The following is a 20,144-nucleotide window of genomic DNA, read 5'->3' on the forward strand; positions in this document are numbered from 1 at the left end:
CCACGACGTCCTCGCGGGTCAGGTACTCGTTCCAGCACATCGATCAGGGATTTGGCGTGGTTTGCGCAGGCGTGGGTGTGATGGGGGAAGATGACATCGACGGGCGTGGTCCTCGGCTGGCTGGTCAGGCGTGAGAAGCGCCATCCACACCGCAGCGGCCGCGTCCTGAGGTTCCCCCGGGATGGTGGGCACCAATTGAGCAGGACCGCAGTTCCTGCTGGAAGGATGCCCTCATGCCTCCTCGTAAGCGCCGGTCGTACTCGACCGAGTACAGGATCGAGGCTGCCCACCGCGTGATCGACTCCGGACGAACTATCTCTGAGGTCGCCCGGGAACTCGGGGTCGACCCAGGAATGCTGGGCGTCTGGGGCAAGGACGAACGCCGGCGCCTGACCGCCGCCGAAGCCGTCCGGGACTAGTCGTTGGGTGCCGCCGAGCGGGCCGAGCTGTTGCGGCTACGCAGCCGGGTTTCGGAGCTGGAGAAGGACAATCAGTTCCTGGCAAAAGCTTCGGCATACTTTGCAGTGAAGCAGCAGAACCCGCGCGGTTCGAACTGATGGCAAAGTACGCCGGTCCCGAGCAAGACCCCGAAAACCCATCTGAGAGCGACGTTATCGCTATCACGCAGGCGGCCCGGCAGGAGCAGGCCGGTTGGTTCTCGGTGCGGCGGATGGCCCGTCTGCTGAGCGTGTCCACGTCGGGTTTCTACGCCTGGCGCAAACGCTGCAGCGCAACCGGGCCCACCGAACGACAGCAGCGCCGGGTAGATCTGACGGTGAAGATCCTCGACGTTCACGCCGATTCCGACGGAACCTACGGCTTCCCAAGGATCACCGACGAACTGCACGAACGCGGAGAGATCGTGAACGCCAAGACCGTCGCGGCGATCATGGCCGAGATCGGGATCGAGGGCATCAGCCCCCGAACATTCAAGTCCGCACCACCGTTCAGGACCCAACCGCATCGTTCCCGCCCGACCGCATCGCCCGGCAGTTTGACCTGGGCCGCCTGAACGCCGCGTGGTCCACCGACATCATCTACCTGACCTGCGGCGAAGGCGACATGTTTCTCTGCGCAATCCGGGACGGGCACTCCCGTCGCGTTCTCGGCTACGCCATCGACGACCACGTCGACGCGCCGATGGTCGCACGGACCATCGACGCCGCCGTCGCCACCCGCCTCGAACAGGGCCAGGTCGTGGCCGGGATCATCCTGACGTGGATCCGCTGGTTCAATCACGAACGTCGTCACCCAGGAGCAGAAGGGCTCAGCTCCATCCGCTACGAGCAGACCCTGACAAGCACAGCCCACGCTGCTTAACCACCTGTCCACCGTTTCGGGGAAACCTCATTCGACGGCGTACTGGGTGTAGGTGCGTCGACCGCCGTCGTTCCGCTCCGGAGGCAGCAGCCCCTGCTCCTCGTAGTACCGCAGCGATCTGATCGACACGGCGGTGCGGTCCGCGAGTTCCCCGATCCGCATTGCCCCCCTCTCTGCGCTCCTCATGAGCTTCCGTGCGCGCGTGCGCGCACGCATTTGCACCTCACATTGGTGTGAGGTTGCAGTCTAGGTCCATGAACATCAACGAATCCATTGCACTGGTGACCGGCGCGAACCGCGGTCTCGGCCGCGCATCGCACAGGCGCTGCTCGAGCGGGGCGCGAGCAAGGTCTACGCCGCCGCCCGCAACCCGGAGGCCATCGACCTCCCCGGCGTCGAACCACTCAAACTCGACATCACTGACCCCGAATAGGTGGAAGCCGCAGCACAGCGGGCCGCCGATACGACGCTTCTGGTCAACAACGCCGGGATCATCACGGGCGGCCCGATCATGTCCGGCCCACTAGACGGTCTTCACGCCGAGCTCGGCACGCAGTTGTTCGGCACACTCGACATGATGCGTGCTTTCGCTCCCGTGCTCGGGCGCAACGGCGGCGGTGCCATCCTCAACGTGCTCTCGGCCATGGCGTGGTTCCCCTACGTCGGCGGCAACGCCTACCACATCAGCAAGGCCGCAGCGTGGGCTGCTACCAACGGCGCGCGCGTGGAACTCGCTGAGCAGAACACCCTCGTGACGGGTCTGTTCCTCGGTCTCGCGGACACCGACATGAGCGCATGGTCAGACGCACCCAAGCTGAGCCCTGCCCAGGTTGCGACCGCCGCTCTTGATGGCATCGAAGCCGGTGCCGCCGAAGTACTCGCTGACGAGTGGAGCCGCACCGTGAAGCGTCATCTCGCCGAGCCGCCGGAGGCATTCGCCTCGATCGTCATCCCCGACTGAGCGTCAACGCTTCGTACATACGATCCAATACAGAGGAAAAACACTCATGCTCCTGATCGCTGGATACGTCTACGTCCCGCCCGCCGACATCGACGAGTTCATCGCCGACGCACAGGCCACCTACCCGGTCGGTGCCGCCAACCCGGGGAACCACCTGCTGTCGTTCGCCCTTCACGATGCCACGGCAGGTGCCGTGACAGTGCTCGAGAAATGGGAGTCTCGCGAGGCGCTCGACCACCACCTCGCAACTCCCGAGGTCACCGGCATCTTCGCCAAATGGGCTCCCCGCATGCGCAACGAGGTGCGTCTCTACGACGCCCTCAACGAACGCGACCCGAGGGCCTGATCCCGGACGCCGTGCGGTCGTCCCCCGACGCAGGTGAACGTCCCAGACGAGCGTGCGGAAATAGGCTGAATCTCGGTTGGCGCGTCGGTGCCTGGGGCAGTGTCGAGGCCTCCCGAGTATGGAAGTTCTGACGCTCACCATCTGGAAGACCTCGACGTGTCCGACGCTACCGTGCCGGCCGGGTTCGGCCGCCCTGACCTGACGACCTTCGCCAGGCTCGACGGCTCGGCCTGACCGTGATCGGCCAGCGCCTGAGCCCGACCGTGCTGTGCTGGCCTGTCGTGTCGTCGAGCCCGACCGCTGGTGCCGACGCTGCGGCAGCGAGGGCATTGCCCGCGACGCCGTCATCCGACGACTCGCGCACGAGCCCCAGGGCTGGCGACCGACCACGCTGCAAGTCGCGGTGCGTCGTTACTGGTGCCGCGAGTGTGGCCACGTGTGGCGACAAGACACCACGGCCGCGGCCTAGCCAAGAGCGAAGCTCTCGCGCACCGGGCTGGCCTGGGCGCTGGAAGGGATCGTGGTCCAGCACCTGACCGTGACCCGGGTCGCCGAGGCCCTCGGGGTCGCGTGGAACACCGCGAACAACGCGGTCCTGGCCGAAGGCAGGCGGGTCCTGATCGACGACCAGCACCGCTTGGACGGGGTCACCACGATCGGCGTCGATGATCACGTGTGGCGCCACACTCGCCGCGGCGACAAGTACGTCACCGTCATCATCGACCTCACTCCCGTACGCGACGGCCGGGGTTCTGCACGGCTGCTCGACATGGTCGAAGGCCGCTCCAAGCAAGCGTTCAAGACCTGGCTCGTCGACCGCCCACAGGCCTGGCGCGACGCTGTGGAGGTGGTCGCGATGGACGGGTTCACCGGGTTCAAGACCGCTGCGGCCGAGGTAACCCCCGGTCGCGGTGATGGATCCCTTCCACGTGGTGCGACTGGCCGGCGACGCACTCGACCGGTGTCGACGTCGCGTACAGCTCGCGGTCCACGGACATCGTGGGTTCAAGGACGATCCGCTCTACAAGACCAAGCTTACTCTGCACACCGGGGCCGGGCTGCTCGCCGACCGCCAATGCGACCGCCTGCAGACCCTGTTTACCGATGACCGGCACGTCGAGGTCGAAGCCACCTGGGGCATCTATCAGCGGATGATCACCGCCTACCGCGAGCCCGATCGCGCTGTCGCTCGGAGCCGGATGAAGAAGCTCATCGCGGATATGAGCGCGGGCGTGCCGAAGTCGCTGGTCGAGCTCACCACGCTGGGCCGGACCCTGAAGAAGCGAGCTGATGACGTACTGGCCCACTTCGACCACCCGCGAACCAGCAACGGCCCGACAGGGGCCCTGAACGGAAGACTCGAACACCTCCGCGGCTCCGCGCTCGGGTTCCGCAACCTGGAAAACTACATCGCTAGATCACTGCTCGAGACCGGCGGCTTCAGACCCCAACTACACCCCCGATTGTGAAGAGCCCGTTTAGATAGCGGATCAAAAGCACCGCACGACAATGACTCAGGACACAAATCAATCGCATCTCGTCAGGCCGCGGCTGGAACTATGACCGTTCTAACGAGTGCTAGTAATGGGCCGGTCGAAGATGGCAAGAGTTTTGGTGGCGGCCTCACGGAGATCACGCCAGCCCTCCATAGTGTTCTGGTGCAATGACTTGTTAAGACAGCTGACGAAGCGGCTCAGAGAATCTACCTCATGCTCGTCGTAACAGATTTGTCCTAGCTGAATGGACGGTGATTCCAGGATTGCATAGAAATCAAAGATTTCAAGCATAGCCGCAAATCCTTCATCGCTCCGACCGTGCGCACCTTCTTCCCATTCGCCATTTTTCAGGTAGAGCAAGCTTTCGATCAACTTTTCCCGCACTCCAGGCATTTCCAGGCGCACGCTCTTACGGCGCATCCCATGTCCTCCACTTCTGCCACTCCTTGAGCGGAATGTGGGCCGCAGCTTCCTTGCTTGGCTTGGCACTTTGAAGTTGCTTTCTATCCGATCCGACGATATGCCCTCTAGCATGCACAACGACGTGATCCACTTGCCGGCTTGGCAGTTCAGGTTCGGGGTTTCCTCGGTCAATACGAACGATGTTGCCCTTATTGTCAGCCCAGCGCCAGCCAATTTTTACTCCTGTTGGCGTTGTTCCCCGAGTGACTTTTGGGCCCGACCATTTGCCACCGCGAGGAATCTTATTTGTGTCGTATGGAAACCATCCAGGACCTTGCTAAAGACTAGATGTGGTACTTTAAAATGTAATGGCTACCTCGCCGCCTGATGCGCGTGCTGCTCCAGTTCTGGAAATCGGTGCCCGTGCTGACCCAGCCCCGGCAATCAGAGAAGCCGCCTCACCGCTGGCATGGGTAGGGATCGCAACCGGAGTGAGAGCGGTCCCAGGGCATTGTCGATGCATGTTGCCCTGATCGTGTACGACGAATCGGCGCCCACGGTCCAGGCCAACTTCATCGGTGCGCGGGTTTACCTGCAGCACTCAGCTTCCAGGCCGCAGCGCTGCCCTCGGCCGTCGCGGTGGTGATGTCCCGGGGTGCGAGCGCGTCCCCGATCACCGTGGTCGCCGCGCCGGCTTGTTCCAGTTCGTCCTGGAGCGGGTTGAAGGACGACCACGGGTAGGCCGTGACGAGTTGGGTCACCTGGTCCAACGGGATGCTCACGTCCGGGCCGCCCCCATCTGAGTAGACCGAGACTGCCACCAGGATGCCGTCCCGGACCTGCACGCGGGTGGCTGGCCTGATCGTGACGCCGGCTGTGACCAGGCGGGCGTGGGCCTGGCTGCGGACGGTCTCGTTCGCTCCTTCGCCGATCACGTTCATCTCGGTCAGCAGGGTCACCCGGGCACCGTGGGCGGCGAGGTACTCGGCCGCGGAAAGGGCGGGGCGCCGGCCGATCGCGTCGGCGATGACGATGTGGGCTCCTGTCTTGACGGGGCCGAAGGCATCGCGGACGTCGATCGTGGGGACGACCCTGAGGAGATGGGCGGGTGGCTCGGCTCGGGAGCCGGTCGCCAGGATGACGGCGTCGGGCTGCTCCTGCAGAACGGTCTCGGCAGTGGCCAGGACGCCGGTGCGTATCTCGACGTCCGCGAGGTTCAGTTCCTGTTCGAACCAGTGGACGACTTCGGTCACCTCGCCACGGTGCGGTGCCTTGGTGAGGGTGTTGAGAAGGCCACCGACCTGCTTGGCTTGTTCGATGAGGATGACGTGGTGACCGAGAACCGCTGCTTGGCGGGCTGCTTCGAGTCCGGCGGGGCCACCGCCGACCACGACGACCTTGCGGCGTTCGTTGCCGTGCGGGGCGATGCGCAGGTTTTGGAGGGAGGCTTCGGTGCCGGTCTCGGGGTTGAACGCGCAGCGCATTTCCAGGCCCACCGAAACTCGTCCCCAGCAGCCGTCCTGTAGTCCTACGCACGGGCGGGTGCGGTGTTCCTGCTGGGTGGCGGCCTTGATCGGCAGGAACGGGTCGGCGGCCAGGGGGCGGGCCATCGCCACTGCGTCGCAGGCCTTCTCGCGCACCAGTTCGGCGCCCAGTTCGGCCGTCGCGATCCGGCCGACCAGGAAGACCGGGGTGCTGGTGCGCAGCTTCACCGCCGTGCCGTAATCGCGCCAGGCGCCGCGCGGGAAGCTGGAGTCGGGCAGGTTCTGGGCGGTGGCCAGGGCCGAGGAGTAGTGCCCGACCGACACCGAAAGGTAGTCCAGGACGCCGAGGCCATCGAGGTCGTCGATGCGGTCCAGGCAGGCCTGGGATGCGTCCTCGTCGCCGGGGACACCGCCGGTGACTCGTGCCCCGACGATGAAGTCGTCGCCGACCCGGGAGCGGACCGAGCGCAGCACCTGGGCCGCGAACCGCAGGCGGGCCTCGCGCGAACCGCCCCACGCGTCCGTGCGCAGGTTGGTTGCGGGGTGGTGGAACTGCTCGATGAGATTTCCGTGAGCACAGTGAATCTCGACGCCGTCCAGGCCGGCCGCCCGAGCGCGCTCGGCCGCGTCGGTGAACTGGCGGATGGCGCGTTGAATGTCGGTTTCGGTCATCGGCCGGGGGACGATGACCGGGCCGCCGAGGAAACGGATCGGGACCGGCGAGGGGGACAGCGTGGTGCCGGTTCCTGGTCCGGTGTAGACGCCCTGCGCGCCCGGGTGCTGCAGCTGGGCGATCGCCAGCGCGCCGTGTTCCTGGATGCGCTGGGCCAGCTGTTTCCATGGGGGGACGATGGAGTCGTCGCTCGCCGTGATGTCGCCGTAGTCGGGGGAGACGAAGTTGGCCTGGCTGATGACCATCGCCGCGCCGCCCCGGGCGCGCTCGGCCATGTAGGCCAGGAGCTGTTCGCTGTAGCCGCCGTGACCGAGACCGGTTCCGTGCCCGGCGTTGACGATCCGGTTGCGCAGAGTGCGTTGTCCCACCTGCAGGGGCGTGAAGAGCTCGGGGAAACGGGTGGTCATGGTGTGCCTTTCAGGCAGCGCCACAGGTCATCGACAGTCGCGGAGGGCTCGTCGAGCGTGGCGCGCAGATCGGTGATGTTTCGTGTGCTCAGGCGGGTGCTGAGCGCGGTGGTGTGCTTGCGTTGGAGTGTCTTCGGGGACAGGGGGCGGGCTGCGCTGCCGAGGTTGTCGCCGACGGCGTGCTCGAGGGTCGTTCCATCGTGACGACGCAGGCGAACCCGGGCCGGGTAGCCACCGCCCGGGGCGGTAGATTTGCCCGGGTGCAGTCGGACCCGTGAGGCCAGCCTCACCACATCGGGTGAGGCGAAGTCTTCGGCGCGAAGCTGAGCCGGCTCACCCCGCAGCAGGGTCACAGCCGCGAGCCAGGGCAGGGCGTACTGGGCCTCGCTCAGATTGGCTGGTTCGGCCACATCAAGTGTGACGGCACCGGGAACCACGTCCACATCGATGGTCTCGACGGTCTCGGTGTCGAGGCAGAGCAGGCACTCGATCATGGCGTGAGCAGCACGGCAGGTGGGCCACGGCTTGACATACGTCTCTAGGCAAGCAAAGCCTGCTGAATGCATGGCGGTTTCGAAAGGGGTCGGCCCAGCCGGGGCTCGGTGCCGCCGGTCCTCGTCTTCGGCGCCGAACCCCGCGGACGCCAGCTCGGCCGTGGCCACGGCAGTGGCCGCAGCCCAGCCAATCGATTCCCGGGAGGCCGCGGACGTCATGCGCGAGTGCGGCGCGTGCGCGAAGGCCGTGCGCACGGCGGAGGCAATCACGTCAGATGTGCCCCCTCGGACCGCCGTCAACGCGGCCGCGGCACCGATGCAGGCGGCGTAACCGCTGGCCCGGTACGACTCGCCGGTGTGCTCGGGCGCGTTGAGGGCCCCGGCGCGGATCGCGACCTCGTACCCGGCGACAATGGCGTGCAGCAGCCTGGCGATGGTGATGTCACCGGCCCCGGCCAGAAGGACCGGGACGACGGTGGATCCGGCGTGAATGCCGCCCCCGCGATAGTGACCGTCGTCGAAATCCAGTGCGCTGGCGGCCACCGAGCCCAGATGCGCGGCCCAGAGTGCCGAGGTGCCGGCCGGAACGTCGAAGGCCGGCCGCGAACCCGGGTGGGCGGCTGCGGTGCGAACGACGGCCTGATACAGCGGGGTCTGGGTTCCGGCGACGAGAACCGCGAGCGTGTCCTCGAGCGCCTGGCGCGCCCAGGCCGTCACCTCCTTCGGCAGAGACCCGTCGACGATGCGGAACACCTGCTGCCCGACCTCGAACGGCATGTCAGGCACCCTCGGACAGAGCCGGAGGCAGGCTGGCCAGCAGCGACTTGGTGTAGGCGTGCTGCGGACGCTCGTAGACATCGTCCGCCGTTCCGCTTTCCACCACGTGCCCGTCCTTGAGCACGATCACCTCGTCGCTGACCTGGCGCACCACGGCGAGGTCGTGCGAGACGAAGACCATGCTGATCCCTCGCTCGGCCCGGATCCGTTCCAGCAGAGCCAGAATCTGCGCCTGCACCAGTACGTCCAGGGCCGAGACGGCCTCGTCACACAGCAGCACCTCGGGCTCGGCGGCCAGGGCCCGGGCGATCGCCACGCGCTGACGCTGCCCGCCGGACAGCTCCAGAGGACGCCGCTGGAGTACGTCCACGGGCACGGCGACGGCTTCGAGCGCCTGTGCACACTCGGCCCGCCCGGCTTTTCCCGGTAGCGCCTCGGTCAGGATCTGGCGCACTGTCCAGCGTGGGTCGAAGGAGCTCAGCGGGTCCTGCGGCACCACCTGGATGCGTCGGCGCCGCTGGCGCCGGGCCTTCTCGGGCAGGTCACTCCACGGCTGCCCGTCCAGCAGGACCTGCCCGCTCTGCGGCTGCTGAGTGGCCAGCAGCACGCGCAGCAGCGTGCTCTTGCCCGAACCGGACTGGCCGACGACACCGACGGTCTGCCCGCGCTTGAGCGTCAGGGAGACATCGTCGAGGGCCGTCAGCGTGCGGTACTGCACCCGGATCGACTCGGCGTGGAGAACGACCTCCGGGGCAGGGCTCTCAGCGGTCCGTTCGGTCCTGTCGGGGCGGTGGTGGAGTCGGGGAATGGCCTGGACCAGTTCGCGCGTATACGGGTGCCCGGGGGAGTGCAACAGTGCGGAGGGCGGACCCTGCTCGATCACCTTCCCGCCACGCAGCACGATGACGTGATCGGCGATGTCGGCGACAGCGGCCAGGTCGTGGCTGACCAGCAGAATCCCCAGGCCCTCGTCCCGCTTGCGGGCGAGCAGGTCGAGCACCTGCCGCTGCACCGACACATCGAGCGCGGTGGTCGGTTCGTCGGCGATCAGGAGCCGGGGCGATCCGCCCAGCGCCGAGGCGATCAGCGCGCGCTGCCGCAACCCGCCGGAGAGCTGGTGAGCGAACTGGCCGGAACGTTTTTCGGGATCGGGGAAACCGACGTCGCGCAGCAGGCCGAGTACCTTCTCGGGGGCCTCTTTCCGGGAGGCTCCGCCGGCCCGGACCGCTTCGGTGACCTCGCGCCGCACCGAGCGCAGCGGGTCCAGGGAGACCAGCGCGTCCTGAAGTACCAGTCCGGCGAACCGGCCGCGAACACGACGCCAGTCGCGTTCTGTCCAGCCCGAGGCGTCCACCCCGTCAATCAGCATCGTCGTCGATGACGTCCGGGCCGCCTGGTCGCCCAGTCCGAGGACGGCCCGGGCGATCGTGGACTTGCCCGAGCCGGACTCGCCGACCAGAGCCACACAGGTGCCGGCCCGGACGCTCAGGCTGACATTGGAGACCGCGGTGTGTTCGCCGAAACGGATCGACAGGTCGTGGATCTCGACCAGAGGCGCGTTCATGAGTGCCGTCCCTGGACACGCCGCTGCAGGTAGCGGCCGACGGTGGTGATGGCGAAGATCGTCACGACGATGGCCAGGCCGGGGAACACGGTGGGCCACCACGCGTAGGAGATGACGGCCTGACCGTCCGCGAGCAGCGATCCCCACTCCGGGGCCGGTTTACCCGGCCCGAGACCGACGAAACTCAGACCCGAGACGGTGAGGATCGACGTCCCCACTTCGATGGTCGCCAGGAGCAGGACCGGAGAGACCGCGTTGGGAAAGATGTGGCGGACCACGATCGTCCACGGACGGTGTCCCAGGGTGCGGGAGGCGAGCACGTAGTCGGAACCGCGGATCGCGATGGCCTGACGCCGGATGATGCGGGCCAGGCTGGGGATCAGCGCCAGCCCGATGGCGGTGGTCAGGCTCACGGTCCCGGGGCCGAAGAAGGCCGAGAACAGCAGGGCCATCAGCACCGACGGGAAAGCTGAGAGCAGGTCGAACACCCGGGAGAGGCCCTCGTCGACCACCCGGCCCGACAGCGCCGCGGTGAGTCCCAGGACGACTCCGCCGAACAACCCGAGGGCGACCGCGAGGAAGGCGATCACCACCGAGTAGCGGGCGCCGTAGATCACCCGGGCGTACACGTCCCGGCCCAGTTCGTCGGTGCCGAACCAGTGATCCGCGCCGGGCGCCAGCAGGTTCGAGATCGGGTCGGTGTCGTTGGGCCCGCTCGCGGCGACCAGACCGGGGTGGATCAGCGCTGCGAGCACGATGAGCAGGTACAGGCCCGCGACGAGGACGCCTGCTGTCGGCCGGGAGGGCCGGGTTCTGGGTGCCTGACGGGCTGGTGCGATCTCGCTCATCCGTGCGCCTCCTGCCGCAGTCGTGGGTCGATGATCAGGGCCGCCAGGTCGATGGCGGTGGTGATGAGGACGTAGGCGGTGGTGATGATCAGGACGACGGCGACGGTGACCGGGGCGTCGGAGTCGGTCACCGCGTCCAGGGCCACGCGGCCCAGTCCCGGCCGTCCGAAGACTGATTCGACGATCACCGCGCCACCGATCAGCAGGCCGAGTGTGTTCCCGGCCACGGTGAGGGTGGAGATCGCCACGTGCGGCATGAGATGTACCGAGCGCAGCCGGAAGCCGGACGCGCCCCGGCTGCGCACGGTCAGGACCCAGGGCTGGCGCAGGGTGAGCGCTATCTCCTCGCGCATGTACTGCGACAGCAGCCCGGCGATCGGCAGCGCGAGGGTGATCATCGGCAGCACCAGCGAGGAGAAACCGTCCGCGCCGACCGAGGGGAACCACTGCAGGTGGAACGAGAGGCCCAGCTGCAGCAGGGAACCTACCCAGAAGGTGGGGAGGCAGATGGCCAGCAGCTCGAGCACGTGCAGCACCCGCTCGGTGCCGGGCCCGGCCCCGGCGCTGAGCACGGCGATCAGCCAGGCCAGTGCCCCGGCCAGGACCACCGAGGCGGCGGCCAGGCCCAGCGTGGGCAGCAGCTGGGCACCGACCACATCGGTGACGTCGGCGTTGAGCACGTACGAGCGCCCGAAGTCACCACGCAGCAGGCCCAGCAGGTAGTCGCCGTACTGCACCAGGAACGGCCGGTCCAGGCCCAGGCTGGAGCGCACCTGCTCGGCCAGTCCCGGGTCGTTCAGGTGCACGCCCAGCACCACCGACTCGACCGAGCCGGGCAGCGCCCGTAACCCGACGAAGGTCAAGGTCGCGGCCGCCCAGAGCAGGAGAACGGCTCCTGCGAGGCGTCGGGCGACGCCTCGCAGGAGCTGCAGACCTGAGGTCACTTGCTGAGCCAGACGTTGTAGTTGCTGTCCGGGACACCGCTGGAGTAGTCGAACCCGGTGCCGTGCAGTGCGCTGCCGGCAGCGATCTGGAAGGTGGACTCGACCAGGGGGATGAACAGCGCCTGGTCGTTCACCAGGTACTGCTGGATACCGTCCAGGGCCTTCGCGTACTGATCGGCGTCGGTGGTGGTGACGGCGTCCTGGGCGAGGTCGACAGCCTCGGTGGGCTTCCACTGGCTGGCGCCGTAGAAGTAGCCGGCCCAGGTGCCGATGACGCTGTTGGCGTAGTCGACCTTCCCGTAGCTGCCCGGGTAGACACTCCAGTTGCCGGCAGCGATGTCGGCCGAGAGCGCGGCCCAGGTCGGGGTGGTGAAGTCGACCTCGATGCCGGTGTTCTGCTTGGCGGCGTCCTGGATCGCCTCGATCAGGGTGTCGCGCTGATCGCGCACCGAGTCCGCGTCATAGGTGACCTTCAGGCTGAGCCGCTGACCGTCCTTGGTACGAAAGCCCTCGGAGTCGCGGGTGCTCCAGCCGGCCGCGTCCAGGGCGGTGTTGGCCGCGTCGACGTGGTTGCCCCAGCTGCCTTTCAGCGTGGTGTCGAACTCGGCGCTGTCCTTACCGACCCAGCTCCAGGCCCGCGTCTTCTGGCCCTTGTAGATGGCCTTGACGATGGTGTCCAGGTCGAAGCTGTCGCGGAAGGCCTTGCGCAGCTCCACGTTGTCCCAGGGGGCGTTCTCGCTGGAGCCGTTGACGGTGAGGCCGAAGGTGCTGGAGCTGGCCGGGCCGTCGGTGTAGGTGATGTCGTCGGAGCGGGTCAGGCCGGCCACGCTCAGCGCCGGGACGCCCGAGATGGCCTGCACCTGGCCGGACTGCAGGGCGCCGGTGCGGGTCGAGTCCTCGGCGATGAACTTGTAGGTGACCTCGTCGAGGTAGGCCGGGCCGTCGTGCGAGAGCGACTGCGGGGCCCAGGCATAGTCGGTGTTCTGCTTGAACACCACCTGGCTGCCGCGGGTGTAGGAGTCCAGGACGAACGGTCCGGACCCGGCCAGCTTCTTGCCGGGGGTGCAGAGGTCCTTGCCGTCCTTGATGCTCGCGGGGTCGATGATGCCCAGCGCCACGCTGCTCAGCGAGCTCAGCAGTGAGCTGTCGGCCTGGCTGAGGGTGATCGTCAGGGTGCTGCCGTCGGCCTTGATGCTCTTGACCGACCCCAGCAGGCCCGCATAGCTGGAACCGTGTGCGCTGTCGCGGGTGTAGTCCAGGTTCGCCTTGACCGCGGCGGCGTCCAGAACGGCTCCGTTGCTGAACTTCACGTCGTTGCGCAGCGAGAAGGTGTAGGTGGCGCCGTCGTCGGAGGTCTGCCACTGGGAGGCCAGCCAGGGCGAGAACGTGCCGTCCTGCTCCTGGTACACCAGCGAGTCGACGAAGTTGCGGGTGATCGCCCGGTCGGCCAGCACATCGTCGAAGGCGGGCGCGAAGCAGGAGGGTTCGGCCGCCACGGCCCAGGTGGCGCTGCCGCCGCTGACCGGAGTCGTGGAGGCGGCGTCCTGGGCGCCCGAGCCGGAGCCGGAGGAGCAGGCGGCCAGGGCCGCGACCGTGAGGAGGCTGGTGGTCGCAACGGTCAGTCTGCGAATGGTACGCATGGCAAGTCTCTTTCTCATGATGTCTGGAACCAGTCCGTGGCCGTGCCGGCCTCGATCACAGCGATGAAATCGGCGTCGTACTCGACGACCCGCTCATCGAGATGCTTCTGGGTGACGACGCGGTGCGAGATCCGCCAGCCGGCGTCTGTTTTGAGCCAGGTGTCGGCATACAGGCTGCTGCCCTCGGAGAGCTTCAGCGTCGTCGGGTCGTCGGTGCGCTGCAGGGTGAAGTGCAGGACCTCGCTGACGCTGCGGGCGGTGGGTGAGGTCACCTCGATCAGCGTGTTGGCGATCAGGTGCTGCCCCGACAGCCGCGTGGAGTTGAAATCCCTTAAGAACTGCCCGAAAGCCTGGGCCGGGAGGGTGCCAGCCGGCAGCCCGACCAGGTCGACCTGTGCTTCGTCGGTGAAGACGTGGTCGAGCAGGTTCCAGGCGTTCTGGTCCTGCGCCTGGGCGTACCGGTGCAGGGCGTCCTCGATGCCGGCCCGGTCGAGCAGTTCGTCGATGCTGATACTCATCGGTGGTCCTCCTACAGGCCCGCGACGGCGGGGTTACGGGCTGCGTTGCGGGTCAGCGCGGCGGTGCGCTGGTCGTAGTGGACGACCTTGCGGTTGTCGCTCTTGCGCACCAGGGTGCGGTGGGCGATCAGCCATCCGCCCTCGGCCCGGACCAGGTCGTCGACGTAGAGCCCGGCCGAGCGCTGCACCGCGACGTCCTCGTCCTGCTGCTCGGTGGTGTACGCCAGGAACTCGGTGACCGTGCGGGCCCGGTCGCCGCGCAGGTCGAACAGGGTGTTGCCCAGTACGTGCTGTCCCGACAGCCGGTTGCGGTCGAACGTCCCGGACAGGAATGTCACGAATTCCTTGGCCGAGATGCGCTTTTCCAGGTAGCCGGGAATCTCCACGGTGCCCTCGTCGGTGAAGGAACTCAGGTACAGGTCCCACTGGCGCTGGTCCACGCCCTGGCTGTACCGGCGCAGGGTGCGCAGGATGGCCGCCCGGTCCAGCAGGTCCTCGGGCGTCGTCATCGGGCGGCGCTGCCGGTCAGCGGCTCGGTGATGGTGAGGAAGGTGTTCGGGTGCTGCGGTTGCAGGGCCTCACCGATCGCGAACGTGGCCAGGTCGGCGTAGGTGATCCGCGAGGTCTCGTCCAGCACGATCTTCTCGTGTACAGCGTGCGGCGTCCCGAGCGGCCCCTCGTAGATGTAGGGGTTGCGGATCACGGTCCAGGCGATCTCGGTGTCCGTGTCGAGCAGCTGCTGTTCCATCCGGTCCTTGTCGAAGACCCGGTTGCCCACCATGTCGCGCAGCTTCACCACGTACGGGCTGCCGTCGTTGCTGGAGCCGGCGCCGTGGGTGCTCATCAGCACGATCCGGCGCAGCCCCACCGACGAGCCCACGGTCAGCAGATGACGGGTGGAGACCTCACACACGTCGACCGGCTGGGAGTCATCGATCTCGTCCTTGGTCCGGCCCGACTCCGGGCGCCCCAGGGAGGCGATCACCGCGTCCTGGCCCTGCGCGATGCTGCGGATCGTGTCCTTGTCGCGGGCGTCACCGACCACCACGGTCAGCAGGGCGTCCCGCACGGGCAGCGCCTCGGGGCGCCGCACCAGCGCCGTGACGTCGTGCCCGGCCTCGATCGCCCGGCGCACGATCTCCTGCCCGGTGCGTCCTGTCGCTCCCAGTACTGCCAGCCGCGCCACGTGTATTCCTCAGTCTTTCGGTCGAGAAACTAGAGAAGTACACTAGAACACAGTGTTCCAAAGATCCGGAACAACTTGTTCCTGAACTTCGCTTGTTTGTGATGTACGTCATGCGATGACTCATGGAGGAGACCAGCGTGGATCCCCGTCTCGAGCGGACCCGGCGCTCGGCGCACAGCGCCGCCCTGACCCTGCTGTCCGAGGGCGGGATAGCGCACCTGACTCCCCAGAACCTCTCGCGGGCCTCCGGGCTGGGGCGCACCACGCTGTACCGGCACTGGCCGACCACCCCACACCTGGTGCTCGACCTGCTCAAGACCTTCCGGATGCCGGACTTCGAGATGGTCGAGGGCGATCTGCCGGCCCGATTGCGGCACAACATCGCCGCTCAGCACGCCCGGCTGCTCGACCCGGAGTACAGCGTCATCTACCTGACGATCCAGACCGTGGCGCTGGACGCGCAGGTGCGCGCCGCGCTGGTCGAGATCAACCGCGAGCGGGTGGAATCGGTGGCCCGGGTGCTGGCCCCGGAGTACGACCTGCACGGTCAGACCGACGCCGTCACCGACCTCTTCGCGCTGATCAACGGCCCGCTCCTGCAGCTGACCACATTCACCGGTGCGACCAGCCCCCGGCTGATGCCGGCCATCGTCGAATCGGTGCTGGCCTACCTGCGGGCCAACGATCCGGCTGAGTAGCCCTGATCCTGCTGACTTGCCCGATCCCGCAGGGAGCCACCGATCGGCAGCCGGCCAGGCAGGGCGTGGGCGAAACAGATCGAGTCTGGCTCAGCGGAGTTGTCAGTCGCTTAAACGCCGAACACTCGGGTGCAGCCCATCCGTAGCGATCAAGGGCTGCTGAGCGATCGAGGGCTCGTGGATCCCAGGTCTCGGTAGCCCGCTTCGTAGGCGGCATCGGTCGACGGCCAGGGAGCGGCAGGAGGGACGGCCGGCTCAGCACCGGCGGCGATGAGCCAGCGAGTGCCGTCCCAGACCATGCGCTGGCAGTCGGCGATCGTGATCTGGGTGTTCTGGTTCCCGCGGACGATGTCGACGGTCATGTCGAGGCAGGGCACGGCCCAGTCTTCTCCCACGGCCTGAGCAGCAGCGTTTTTCAGTAGCCCCATGGACGGTTCGGCCGACATCGCGACGTTGGCGGATCCGGTGGCGGGAGCGTCGAAGTCGGCCAGGAGTTCGGTCATGGTCGCTGTCCATGCCCAGGTGGATGCTGTCGGCCCGCCCGGTGCGGTCCACTGCGCGATGATCGCTCGGATGCCGGTGGTCGAAGCGGAACGGATGACCGCGATCTCGATGCTGGCCAGCTGCGCGAGTGCGCCTTCCTGGGTCGGGGGATATCCGGATTGCACGCCGGCGATGCTGGAACCGTCGTCAGCAGGTAACAGGAGCGGCGCCGGTGCGTACGTGGCTTCTTCGGGCCGGCCGTAGGGGCGGCCGCTGCCGGTGTCGGGGAGCGGACTCGCAGCAACACGGTCCCGGGCCGCCGCAACGGGTTGGGAAACCGCTCGAACCCGGTGCGCTGCTGTGAATCCCCGTTGGTCTGATGCGTCCTGAGACGACGAACGGGCCGTGATGGAGCCCAGGTTATTGATCCAGCCGCCCTTGCCGAACACGCATGCTCCTACGAGGGACGCGGCTATCGCGGTGACGACGAGGACGCCGGCGATTTGGTGGTCACGCAAGACTCCCTTCACCGACGGCCACTCCGAACGAACGCGATGCGGTGGGCTGTCCGTGCGGTGAAGCATCAGCTGCCTCCTCGAGAATGAATGCCAGTCCGCTCATTCAGTCGAAGAGACCGTCCATCCTTCGTTCCACCCAGCACTCAGAACGACGTGCCGCTGGAGAGTTACCGGGCCAGGGACCGGCCTGACGCAACGAACGTGGGTGGTGGGGGAGAGCTCCTCGTTCGTCAGTGCCGGGTGCTGTCACAGCGGCGAACAGGTGCCGCAGTAGCGCTACCGCCACGGGCCTGCACTGCCCACGTGGTGGAACACCCAGGGCGCAAGCGTCCACAGGCGTCCCGGAATGGAACGAACCGCGGACGAGCACGTGGAACACATCGTGGACGGGTGCGGCCGTAGAGGATCCAGTCGCACCACCATGTCCGTGACGCGAGCTTCAGCGCAGGCCACTGCTGTAACTGCACCGGCAACGGACCAGCTATCGCACCACCATCCCGCCGCCGTCATCAACGCTCCTGCGAACCGTCGGCCACGAAAGCATCCCCGCCGCCCGCCGTGCCCTCATGCGCCCTTCGGTCGCCCTGCGTCTTATGAGCTCCTGGCATAAGGGGCAGCGACCCAGTGAGCCAGGGCTCTGCGCGACCCGCTCGGAAGCGCAGAAAGGACTAGGTATGGCCGCGCCGAGGTCCCACCTGTGACCACCCCCACGTTTGCGGCCGGGCAGGATGGCGCCTACGTTTGTTATTGGTCAATCACTAACCAGGGAGCGACGATGAGTTCCACTGCAGTCCGCGAGCAGCTCACCCCGGCACAGCACGCCCTGACCCAGCACCTTCGCCTGGTGTCGTCCGGTCAGATCGACGAATGGATCAGCCTGTATGCCGTGGACGGCATCATCGAATTCCCCTTCGCCCCCGCCGGCGTGCCCACCCGGGTGCAGGGACGCGAGGCGTTGATCGCTCACATGCGCGGCTTTCCCCAGACTTTCGATGTGCAGTTCGTCGATGTGAAGTTCATCGAGACCGTCGACTCTCGAACGGCGGTTGCCGAATACCGCTCTACGGGGCAGGCGGTCAGCACTGGCAAGCCGTACGAGCAGACGGTCATCTCGGTCATCCGCCTCGACAAGGAAGGCCTGGTCGAGCGTTTCGTCGACTACTGGAATCCTCTCGTGGCCATCGAAGCCATGACCCCTGACACGGCAACAAGCGACCACGACGTGTCGTGGCCATCCACGCACTGATCCCGGTTCGAACGAGGCGAGGCGGGGCGGGGCGCCCGCCCCGTCCCCCCGCGGGCGTGAAAGACTGCACGTCATGCCTGCCCCTGGCTCGAGCGTGAAGAGCGATCAGCGCCGTCGAGTCGTACTGGACGCCGCGGTGGCCTGTTTCGCCCGCAAGGGTTTTTACGGCACGACGACGGGTGAGATCGCCGAACAGGCCGGGATCTCTCAACCCTACGTCTACCGTCTGTTCGCCAATAAGGAAGCGCTGTTTGCTGGTGCCGTCCTCCATGTGTCCGAGCTCATCTCGAATGCTCTGACCGGGGCCGGCGTCGATCAGGCCGGGGCGCCCCGACCGTCGGAGGCTGCCATGAGCGCAGTCCGGTCGGCCTACGGCACCCTGATCCAGGACAGGGATGTCATGCGGTTCCTCATGCACGCCAACTGCGCAGCCGACGAACCGCTCGTCGCCGAGGCGGTGCGGGAGTGCTACGCCAGGCAGGTCCAACTCGTCAGTGAGATCCTGAACCACGACGACGAAGCAGTCCGGCACTGGTTCGGCGCAGGCATGCTCGAAAATGTCACATTGACCCTCGGTCTTGCCGACGTCGACGAGCCCTGGGCGCGGACCCTCAGCGGATGAGCCTGGTGGTCAAAGGACTCACCACGACTACCGTCCCCGCCGGCGTAGCTGACTGAAACTACGCCTCACCGCAGGCATGCCGCACCTCCATGACCTCCCTGCCGTGTGCCTGTCAAAATCCCACTTCTGGCGACATGCCTTCTGCGCATATCCAGATCGCAGCCGGTGTCGGGGAGCGGACTCGCAGCAACGCGGTCCCCGGGCCGCGGGAGCGGCCTGGAACTGAGGGGCCTGCTTTAGCGCAGGGGCAGGAGCCTGACCCGGAGAGCGTCTTTGCCGAAGGCAGCGATGGCGCCGGAGCGTAGCTGTTCTTCCCTGAGATCGAGGTGCCCGGCTACGGTGGAGGCGAGTTGGGCGGGGCGCTGGGTGATGATGGCGCGGACCAGGATGACGGACAGAGCGGTGGCCCGGCTGCTGGCCAGGAGGGCGCCAAAATCAGTGTCGGCCGAGATGATGATGCGGGACTGGGAGACGGTCAGAGCCATGATCCCGTCGTCCGGAACGCCCTGTGGGCCGAGCTCATCGACGTGGACGGCATCGTGACCCAATTCAACCAGAGTCTTTGCCGCTGCGGGCGAAAGGTCTCGTCGACAAGGAATTTCACGCAGAATCTCGCAGCGGGTACACGTGCACATTGGAAGCGGCGGCCGCGTATTCGAGAGCTTGGGTGATGTCGTCGCGCTCAAGGTTCGGATAAGACTCGAGGATCTCCTCGAAGGACCACCCGGCAGCGACCAGGCGAACGACGCTCTCGACTAAGATACGTAGGTCACGGATGCAGGGCTGACCTTCGAGCTTGTCTGGCTCGACCGTGATGCGGTCGAAGCGCATGGTCCACCCCCAACGCTCTGTTGCGGAACTACTACAAGAGCTCGGGAACCGTCTCCCGCTCATTGAATCGACAGGCTATCTGGCTGGCCGACTGGCGGCGAGCGGCCCCCACCGACCCTCGCGTGTCATGGGCTACTGGCCGTGGATCCGGCCGCTAGACCGAGCCGCCGTGTGCCGGTCTCAACCCCACGCCGCGAGCGCTCCGCGCGAACAGCGCGCTGGAGCACCAGGGCCGGGCATCGGACACCTGGCGAACGTAAGCAGGTTGGCCGGGTGCAAGGACGCCCGGACCGGTATCGCAACTGGATAGCGGGTGATCTCGCGGCTGGTGAGTCTGTGTTCGCGAGTAGGTGTCTCTGTGCGTGCACCCACCACGCCACGCCCGCTGGCCTTCCGGCACGGCACGGAGGTTCAGTCCGCGGCCAGCTCGCGCCGCAGGTGCTCCAGCCGGACAGGATCAGACCGCGGTCCTGGACCCACAGCGTCCGCTCGGCGAGACGAGCAGGAGGTCGGCGTCCCGAGAGGTCCCGGAGTGGAATGAACCGCGGACGAGCGCGTGGAATGAACTGCGGACGAGCGCTTGGAACGAATCGTGGACGGGCGCGGGCGTGGGATGGGCGCACGAACGGCGCGCAGAGTGCAAGGAGCCCCGATGCGAGGTCACCATCCTCACCCCCACGACAACG

General features: G+C 67.0%; 21 protein-coding genes and 3 pseudogenes. 10 read left to right on the forward strand and 14 right to left on the reverse strand.

Annotated features, from left to right (window positions below; translation table 11 throughout):
• Window positions 1-233 precede the first annotated feature (233 nt).
• The 4 genes from LR393_RS30515 to LR393_RS30525 are packed head-to-tail and all read left to right on the forward strand — an operon-like array spanning window position 234 to window position 1,320.
• Window positions 234-419 carry a transposase gene (locus tag LR393_RS30515; protein WP_231488595.1) on the forward strand — a complete coding sequence of 62 codons (186 nt, stop codon included), beginning with the start codon at window positions 234-236 and terminating at the stop codon, window positions 417-419.
• A gap of 3 nt (window positions 420-422) precedes the next feature.
• Window positions 423-557 (forward strand): hypothetical protein, encoded by a 135-nt coding sequence (locus tag LR393_RS35925; protein ID WP_269328146.1) that lies wholly within the window; start codon window positions 423-425, stop codon window positions 555-557.
• Complete coding sequence (locus LR393_RS30520; protein ID WP_231488597.1) at window positions 557-1,012, forward strand: IS3 family transposase; 456 nt, start codon at window positions 557-559, stop codon at window positions 1,010-1,012. Before LR393_RS35925 ends, LR393_RS30520 begins: the two co-directional genes overlap by 1 nt.
• A gap of 50 nt (window positions 1,013-1,062) precedes the next feature.
• Window positions 1,063-1,320, forward strand: coding sequence for a hypothetical protein (locus LR393_RS30525; RefSeq protein ID WP_231488599.1), 258 nt, complete (start codon window positions 1,063-1,065; stop codon window positions 1,318-1,320).
• A 30-nt stretch (window positions 1,321-1,350) separates the two neighbouring features.
• Here the strand turns inward: LR393_RS30525 and LR393_RS30530 are convergent.
• Window positions 1,351-1,482, reverse strand: a pseudogene (locus LR393_RS30530) (MerR family DNA-binding transcriptional regulator); the annotation flags it as partial.
• A 92-nt stretch (window positions 1,483-1,574) separates the two neighbouring features.
• Here LR393_RS30530 and LR393_RS30535 point away from each other — a divergent pair.
• The 3 genes and pseudogenes from LR393_RS30535 to LR393_RS30545 all read left to right on the forward strand — a co-directional run bounded on the left by LR393_RS30535 (window position 1,575) and on the right by LR393_RS30545 (window position 4,096).
• A pseudogene (locus tag LR393_RS30535) lies at window positions 1,575-2,281 on the forward strand (SDR family oxidoreductase).
• 46 nt (window positions 2,282-2,327) lie between these two features.
• Window positions 2,328-2,627, forward strand: a complete 300-nt coding sequence (locus LR393_RS30540; protein ID WP_231488603.1) for a putative quinol monooxygenase — start codon at window positions 2,328-2,330, stop codon at window positions 2,625-2,627.
• A 156-nt stretch (window positions 2,628-2,783) separates the two neighbouring features.
• Window positions 2,784-4,096 (forward strand): annotated as a pseudogene (locus tag LR393_RS30545) (ISL3 family transposase).
• A gap of 99 nt (window positions 4,097-4,195) precedes the next feature.
• Here LR393_RS30545 and LR393_RS30550 read toward each other — a convergent pair.
• The 10 genes from LR393_RS30550 to LR393_RS30595 form a co-directional block, all read right to left on the reverse strand.
• Entirely contained in the window at window positions 4,196-4,543 is a 348-nt protein-coding gene (locus LR393_RS30550; protein ID WP_231488605.1) for a hypothetical protein, read from the reverse strand.
• Between the two features lie 554 nt (window positions 4,544-5,097).
• Complete coding sequence (locus LR393_RS30555; RefSeq protein ID WP_231488607.1) at window positions 5,098-7,089, reverse strand: oxidoreductase; 1,992 nt, start codon at window positions 7,087-7,089, stop codon at window positions 5,098-5,100.
• On the reverse strand, window positions 7,086-8,360 hold the full coding sequence (locus LR393_RS30560) for an MmgE/PrpD family protein (protein WP_231488608.1): 1,275 nt from the start codon (window positions 8,358-8,360) through the stop codon (window positions 7,086-7,088). The genes LR393_RS30555 and LR393_RS30560 overlap by 4 nt, the downstream gene beginning before the upstream one ends.
• Window position 8,361: 1 nt before the next feature.
• The gene (locus tag LR393_RS30565; RefSeq protein ID WP_231488609.1) at window positions 8,362-9,924 is read right to left on the reverse strand and encodes an ATP-binding cassette domain-containing protein; all 1,563 of its coding nucleotides are present in this window, start codon (window positions 9,922-9,924) and stop codon (window positions 8,362-8,364) included.
• On the reverse strand, window positions 9,921-10,772 hold the full coding sequence (locus tag LR393_RS30570; protein ID WP_231488610.1) for an ABC transporter permease: 852 nt from the start codon (window positions 10,770-10,772) through the stop codon (window positions 9,921-9,923). Before LR393_RS30570 ends, LR393_RS30565 begins: the two co-directional genes overlap by 4 nt.
• The gene (locus LR393_RS30575; protein ID WP_231488611.1) at window positions 10,769-11,716 is read right to left on the reverse strand and encodes an ABC transporter permease; all 948 of its coding nucleotides are present in this window, start codon (window positions 11,714-11,716) and stop codon (window positions 10,769-10,771) included. The genes LR393_RS30570 and LR393_RS30575 overlap by 4 nt, the downstream gene beginning before the upstream one ends.
• A complete protein-coding gene (locus LR393_RS30580; RefSeq protein ID WP_231488612.1) occupies window positions 11,713-13,356 on the reverse strand; it encodes an ABC transporter substrate-binding protein in 1,644 nt (547 codons plus the stop codon). Before LR393_RS30580 ends, LR393_RS30575 begins: the two co-directional genes overlap by 4 nt.
• Window positions 13,357-13,370: 14 nt before the next feature.
• Complete coding sequence (locus LR393_RS30585; RefSeq protein WP_231488613.1) at window positions 13,371-13,874, reverse strand: nuclear transport factor 2 family protein; 504 nt, start codon at window positions 13,872-13,874, stop codon at window positions 13,371-13,373.
• An 11-nt stretch (window positions 13,875-13,885) separates the two neighbouring features.
• A complete protein-coding gene (locus LR393_RS30590; RefSeq protein ID WP_231488614.1) occupies window positions 13,886-14,383 on the reverse strand; it encodes a nuclear transport factor 2 family protein in 498 nt (165 codons plus the stop codon).
• Window positions 14,380-15,060 (reverse strand): NAD(P)-dependent oxidoreductase, encoded by a 681-nt coding sequence (locus LR393_RS30595; protein ID WP_231488616.1) that lies wholly within the window; start codon window positions 15,058-15,060, stop codon window positions 14,380-14,382. The genes LR393_RS30590 and LR393_RS30595 overlap by 4 nt, the downstream gene beginning before the upstream one ends.
• Window positions 15,061-15,197: 137 nt before the next feature.
• On the opposite strand from LR393_RS30595, the gene LR393_RS30600 reads away from it, so the two are divergent.
• A complete protein-coding gene (locus LR393_RS30600; RefSeq protein ID WP_231488617.1) occupies window positions 15,198-15,758 on the forward strand; it encodes a TetR/AcrR family transcriptional regulator in 561 nt (186 codons plus the stop codon).
• Window positions 15,759-15,907: 149 nt separating this feature from the next.
• On the opposite strand, the gene LR393_RS30605 is transcribed toward LR393_RS30600, so the two are convergent.
• Window positions 15,908-16,690, reverse strand: coding sequence for a hypothetical protein (locus LR393_RS30605; RefSeq protein WP_231488619.1), 783 nt, complete (start codon window positions 16,688-16,690; stop codon window positions 15,908-15,910).
• Between the two features lie 844 nt (window positions 16,691-17,534).
• Here LR393_RS30605 and LR393_RS30610 point away from each other — a divergent pair.
• On the forward strand, window positions 17,535-18,005 hold the full coding sequence (locus tag LR393_RS30610; RefSeq protein WP_231488620.1) for a nuclear transport factor 2 family protein: 471 nt from the start codon (window positions 17,535-17,537) through the stop codon (window positions 18,003-18,005).
• 94 nt (window positions 18,006-18,099) lie between these two features.
• Window positions 18,100-18,627 carry a TetR/AcrR family transcriptional regulator gene (locus tag LR393_RS30615; RefSeq protein WP_231488621.1) on the forward strand — a complete coding sequence of 176 codons (528 nt, stop codon included), beginning with the start codon at window positions 18,100-18,102 and terminating at the stop codon, window positions 18,625-18,627.
• Between the two features lie 236 nt (window positions 18,628-18,863).
• On the opposite strand, the gene LR393_RS30620 is transcribed toward LR393_RS30615, so the two are convergent.
• Together LR393_RS30620 and LR393_RS30625 are read right to left on the reverse strand one after the other, a co-directional pair.
• Window positions 18,864-19,262 carry a DUF5615 family PIN-like protein gene (locus LR393_RS30620; RefSeq protein WP_231488720.1) on the reverse strand — a complete coding sequence of 133 codons (399 nt, stop codon included), beginning with the start codon at window positions 19,260-19,262 and terminating at the stop codon, window positions 18,864-18,866.
• The gene (locus tag LR393_RS30625; RefSeq protein ID WP_231488622.1) at window positions 19,228-19,458 is read right to left on the reverse strand and encodes a DUF433 domain-containing protein; all 231 of its coding nucleotides are present in this window, start codon (window positions 19,456-19,458) and stop codon (window positions 19,228-19,230) included. The genes LR393_RS30620 and LR393_RS30625 overlap by 35 nt, the downstream gene beginning before the upstream one ends.
• Window positions 19,459-20,144 lie beyond the last annotated feature (686 nt).

Source organism: Kineosporia mesophila, from assembly GCF_021129235.1.
Classification (GTDB): domain Bacteria; phylum Actinomycetota; class Actinomycetes; order Actinomycetales; family Kineosporiaceae; genus Kineosporia; species Kineosporia mesophila.

What these genes read in the sequence shown, in the direction of transcription:
- LR393_RS30515 (WP_231488595.1), top strand. Translation starts at nt 234, where the DNA reads ATGCCTCCTCGTAAGCGCCGGTCGTACTCGACCGAGTACAGGATCGAG.
- LR393_RS30565 (WP_231488609.1), bottom strand. Translation starts at nt 9,924, where the DNA reads ATGAACGCGCCTCTGGTCGAGATCCACGACCTGTCGATCCGTTTCGGC.
- LR393_RS30555 (WP_231488607.1), bottom strand. Translation starts at nt 7,089, where the DNA reads ATGACCACCCGTTTCCCCGAGCTCTTCACGCCCCTGCAGGTGGGACAA.
- LR393_RS30590 (WP_231488614.1), bottom strand. Translation starts at nt 14,383, where the DNA reads ATGACGACGCCCGAGGACCTGCTGGACCGGGCGGCCATCCTGCGCACC.
- LR393_RS30610 (WP_231488620.1), top strand. Translation starts at nt 17,535, where the DNA reads ATGAGTTCCACTGCAGTCCGCGAGCAGCTCACCCCGGCACAGCACGCC.
- LR393_RS30560 (WP_231488608.1), bottom strand. Translation starts at nt 8,360, where the DNA reads ATGCCGTTCGAGGTCGGGCAGCAGGTGTTCCGCATCGTCGACGGGTCT.
- LR393_RS30585 (WP_231488613.1), bottom strand. Translation starts at nt 13,874, where the DNA reads ATGAGTATCAGCATCGACGAACTGCTCGACCGGGCCGGCATCGAGGAC.
- LR393_RS30620 (WP_231488720.1), bottom strand. Translation starts at nt 19,262, where the DNA reads ATGTGCACGTGTACCCGCTGCGAGATTCTGCGTGAAATTCCTTGTCGA.
- LR393_RS30525 (WP_231488599.1), top strand. Translation starts at nt 1,063, where the DNA reads ATGTTTCTCTGCGCAATCCGGGACGGGCACTCCCGTCGCGTTCTCGGC.
- LR393_RS30540 (WP_231488603.1), top strand. Translation starts at nt 2,328, where the DNA reads ATGCTCCTGATCGCTGGATACGTCTACGTCCCGCCCGCCGACATCGAC.
- LR393_RS30550 (WP_231488605.1), bottom strand. Translation starts at nt 4,543, where the DNA reads ATGCGCCGTAAGAGCGTGCGCCTGGAAATGCCTGGAGTGCGGGAAAAG.
- LR393_RS30625 (WP_231488622.1), bottom strand. Translation starts at nt 19,458, where the DNA reads ATGCGCTTCGACCGCATCACGGTCGAGCCAGACAAGCTCGAAGGTCAG.
- LR393_RS30520 (WP_231488597.1), top strand. Translation starts at nt 557, where the DNA reads ATGGCAAAGTACGCCGGTCCCGAGCAAGACCCCGAAAACCCATCTGAG.
- LR393_RS30570 (WP_231488610.1), bottom strand. Translation starts at nt 10,772, where the DNA reads ATGAGCGAGATCGCACCAGCCCGTCAGGCACCCAGAACCCGGCCCTCC.
- LR393_RS30580 (WP_231488612.1), bottom strand. Translation starts at nt 13,356, where the DNA reads ATGCGTACCATTCGCAGACTGACCGTTGCGACCACCAGCCTCCTCACG.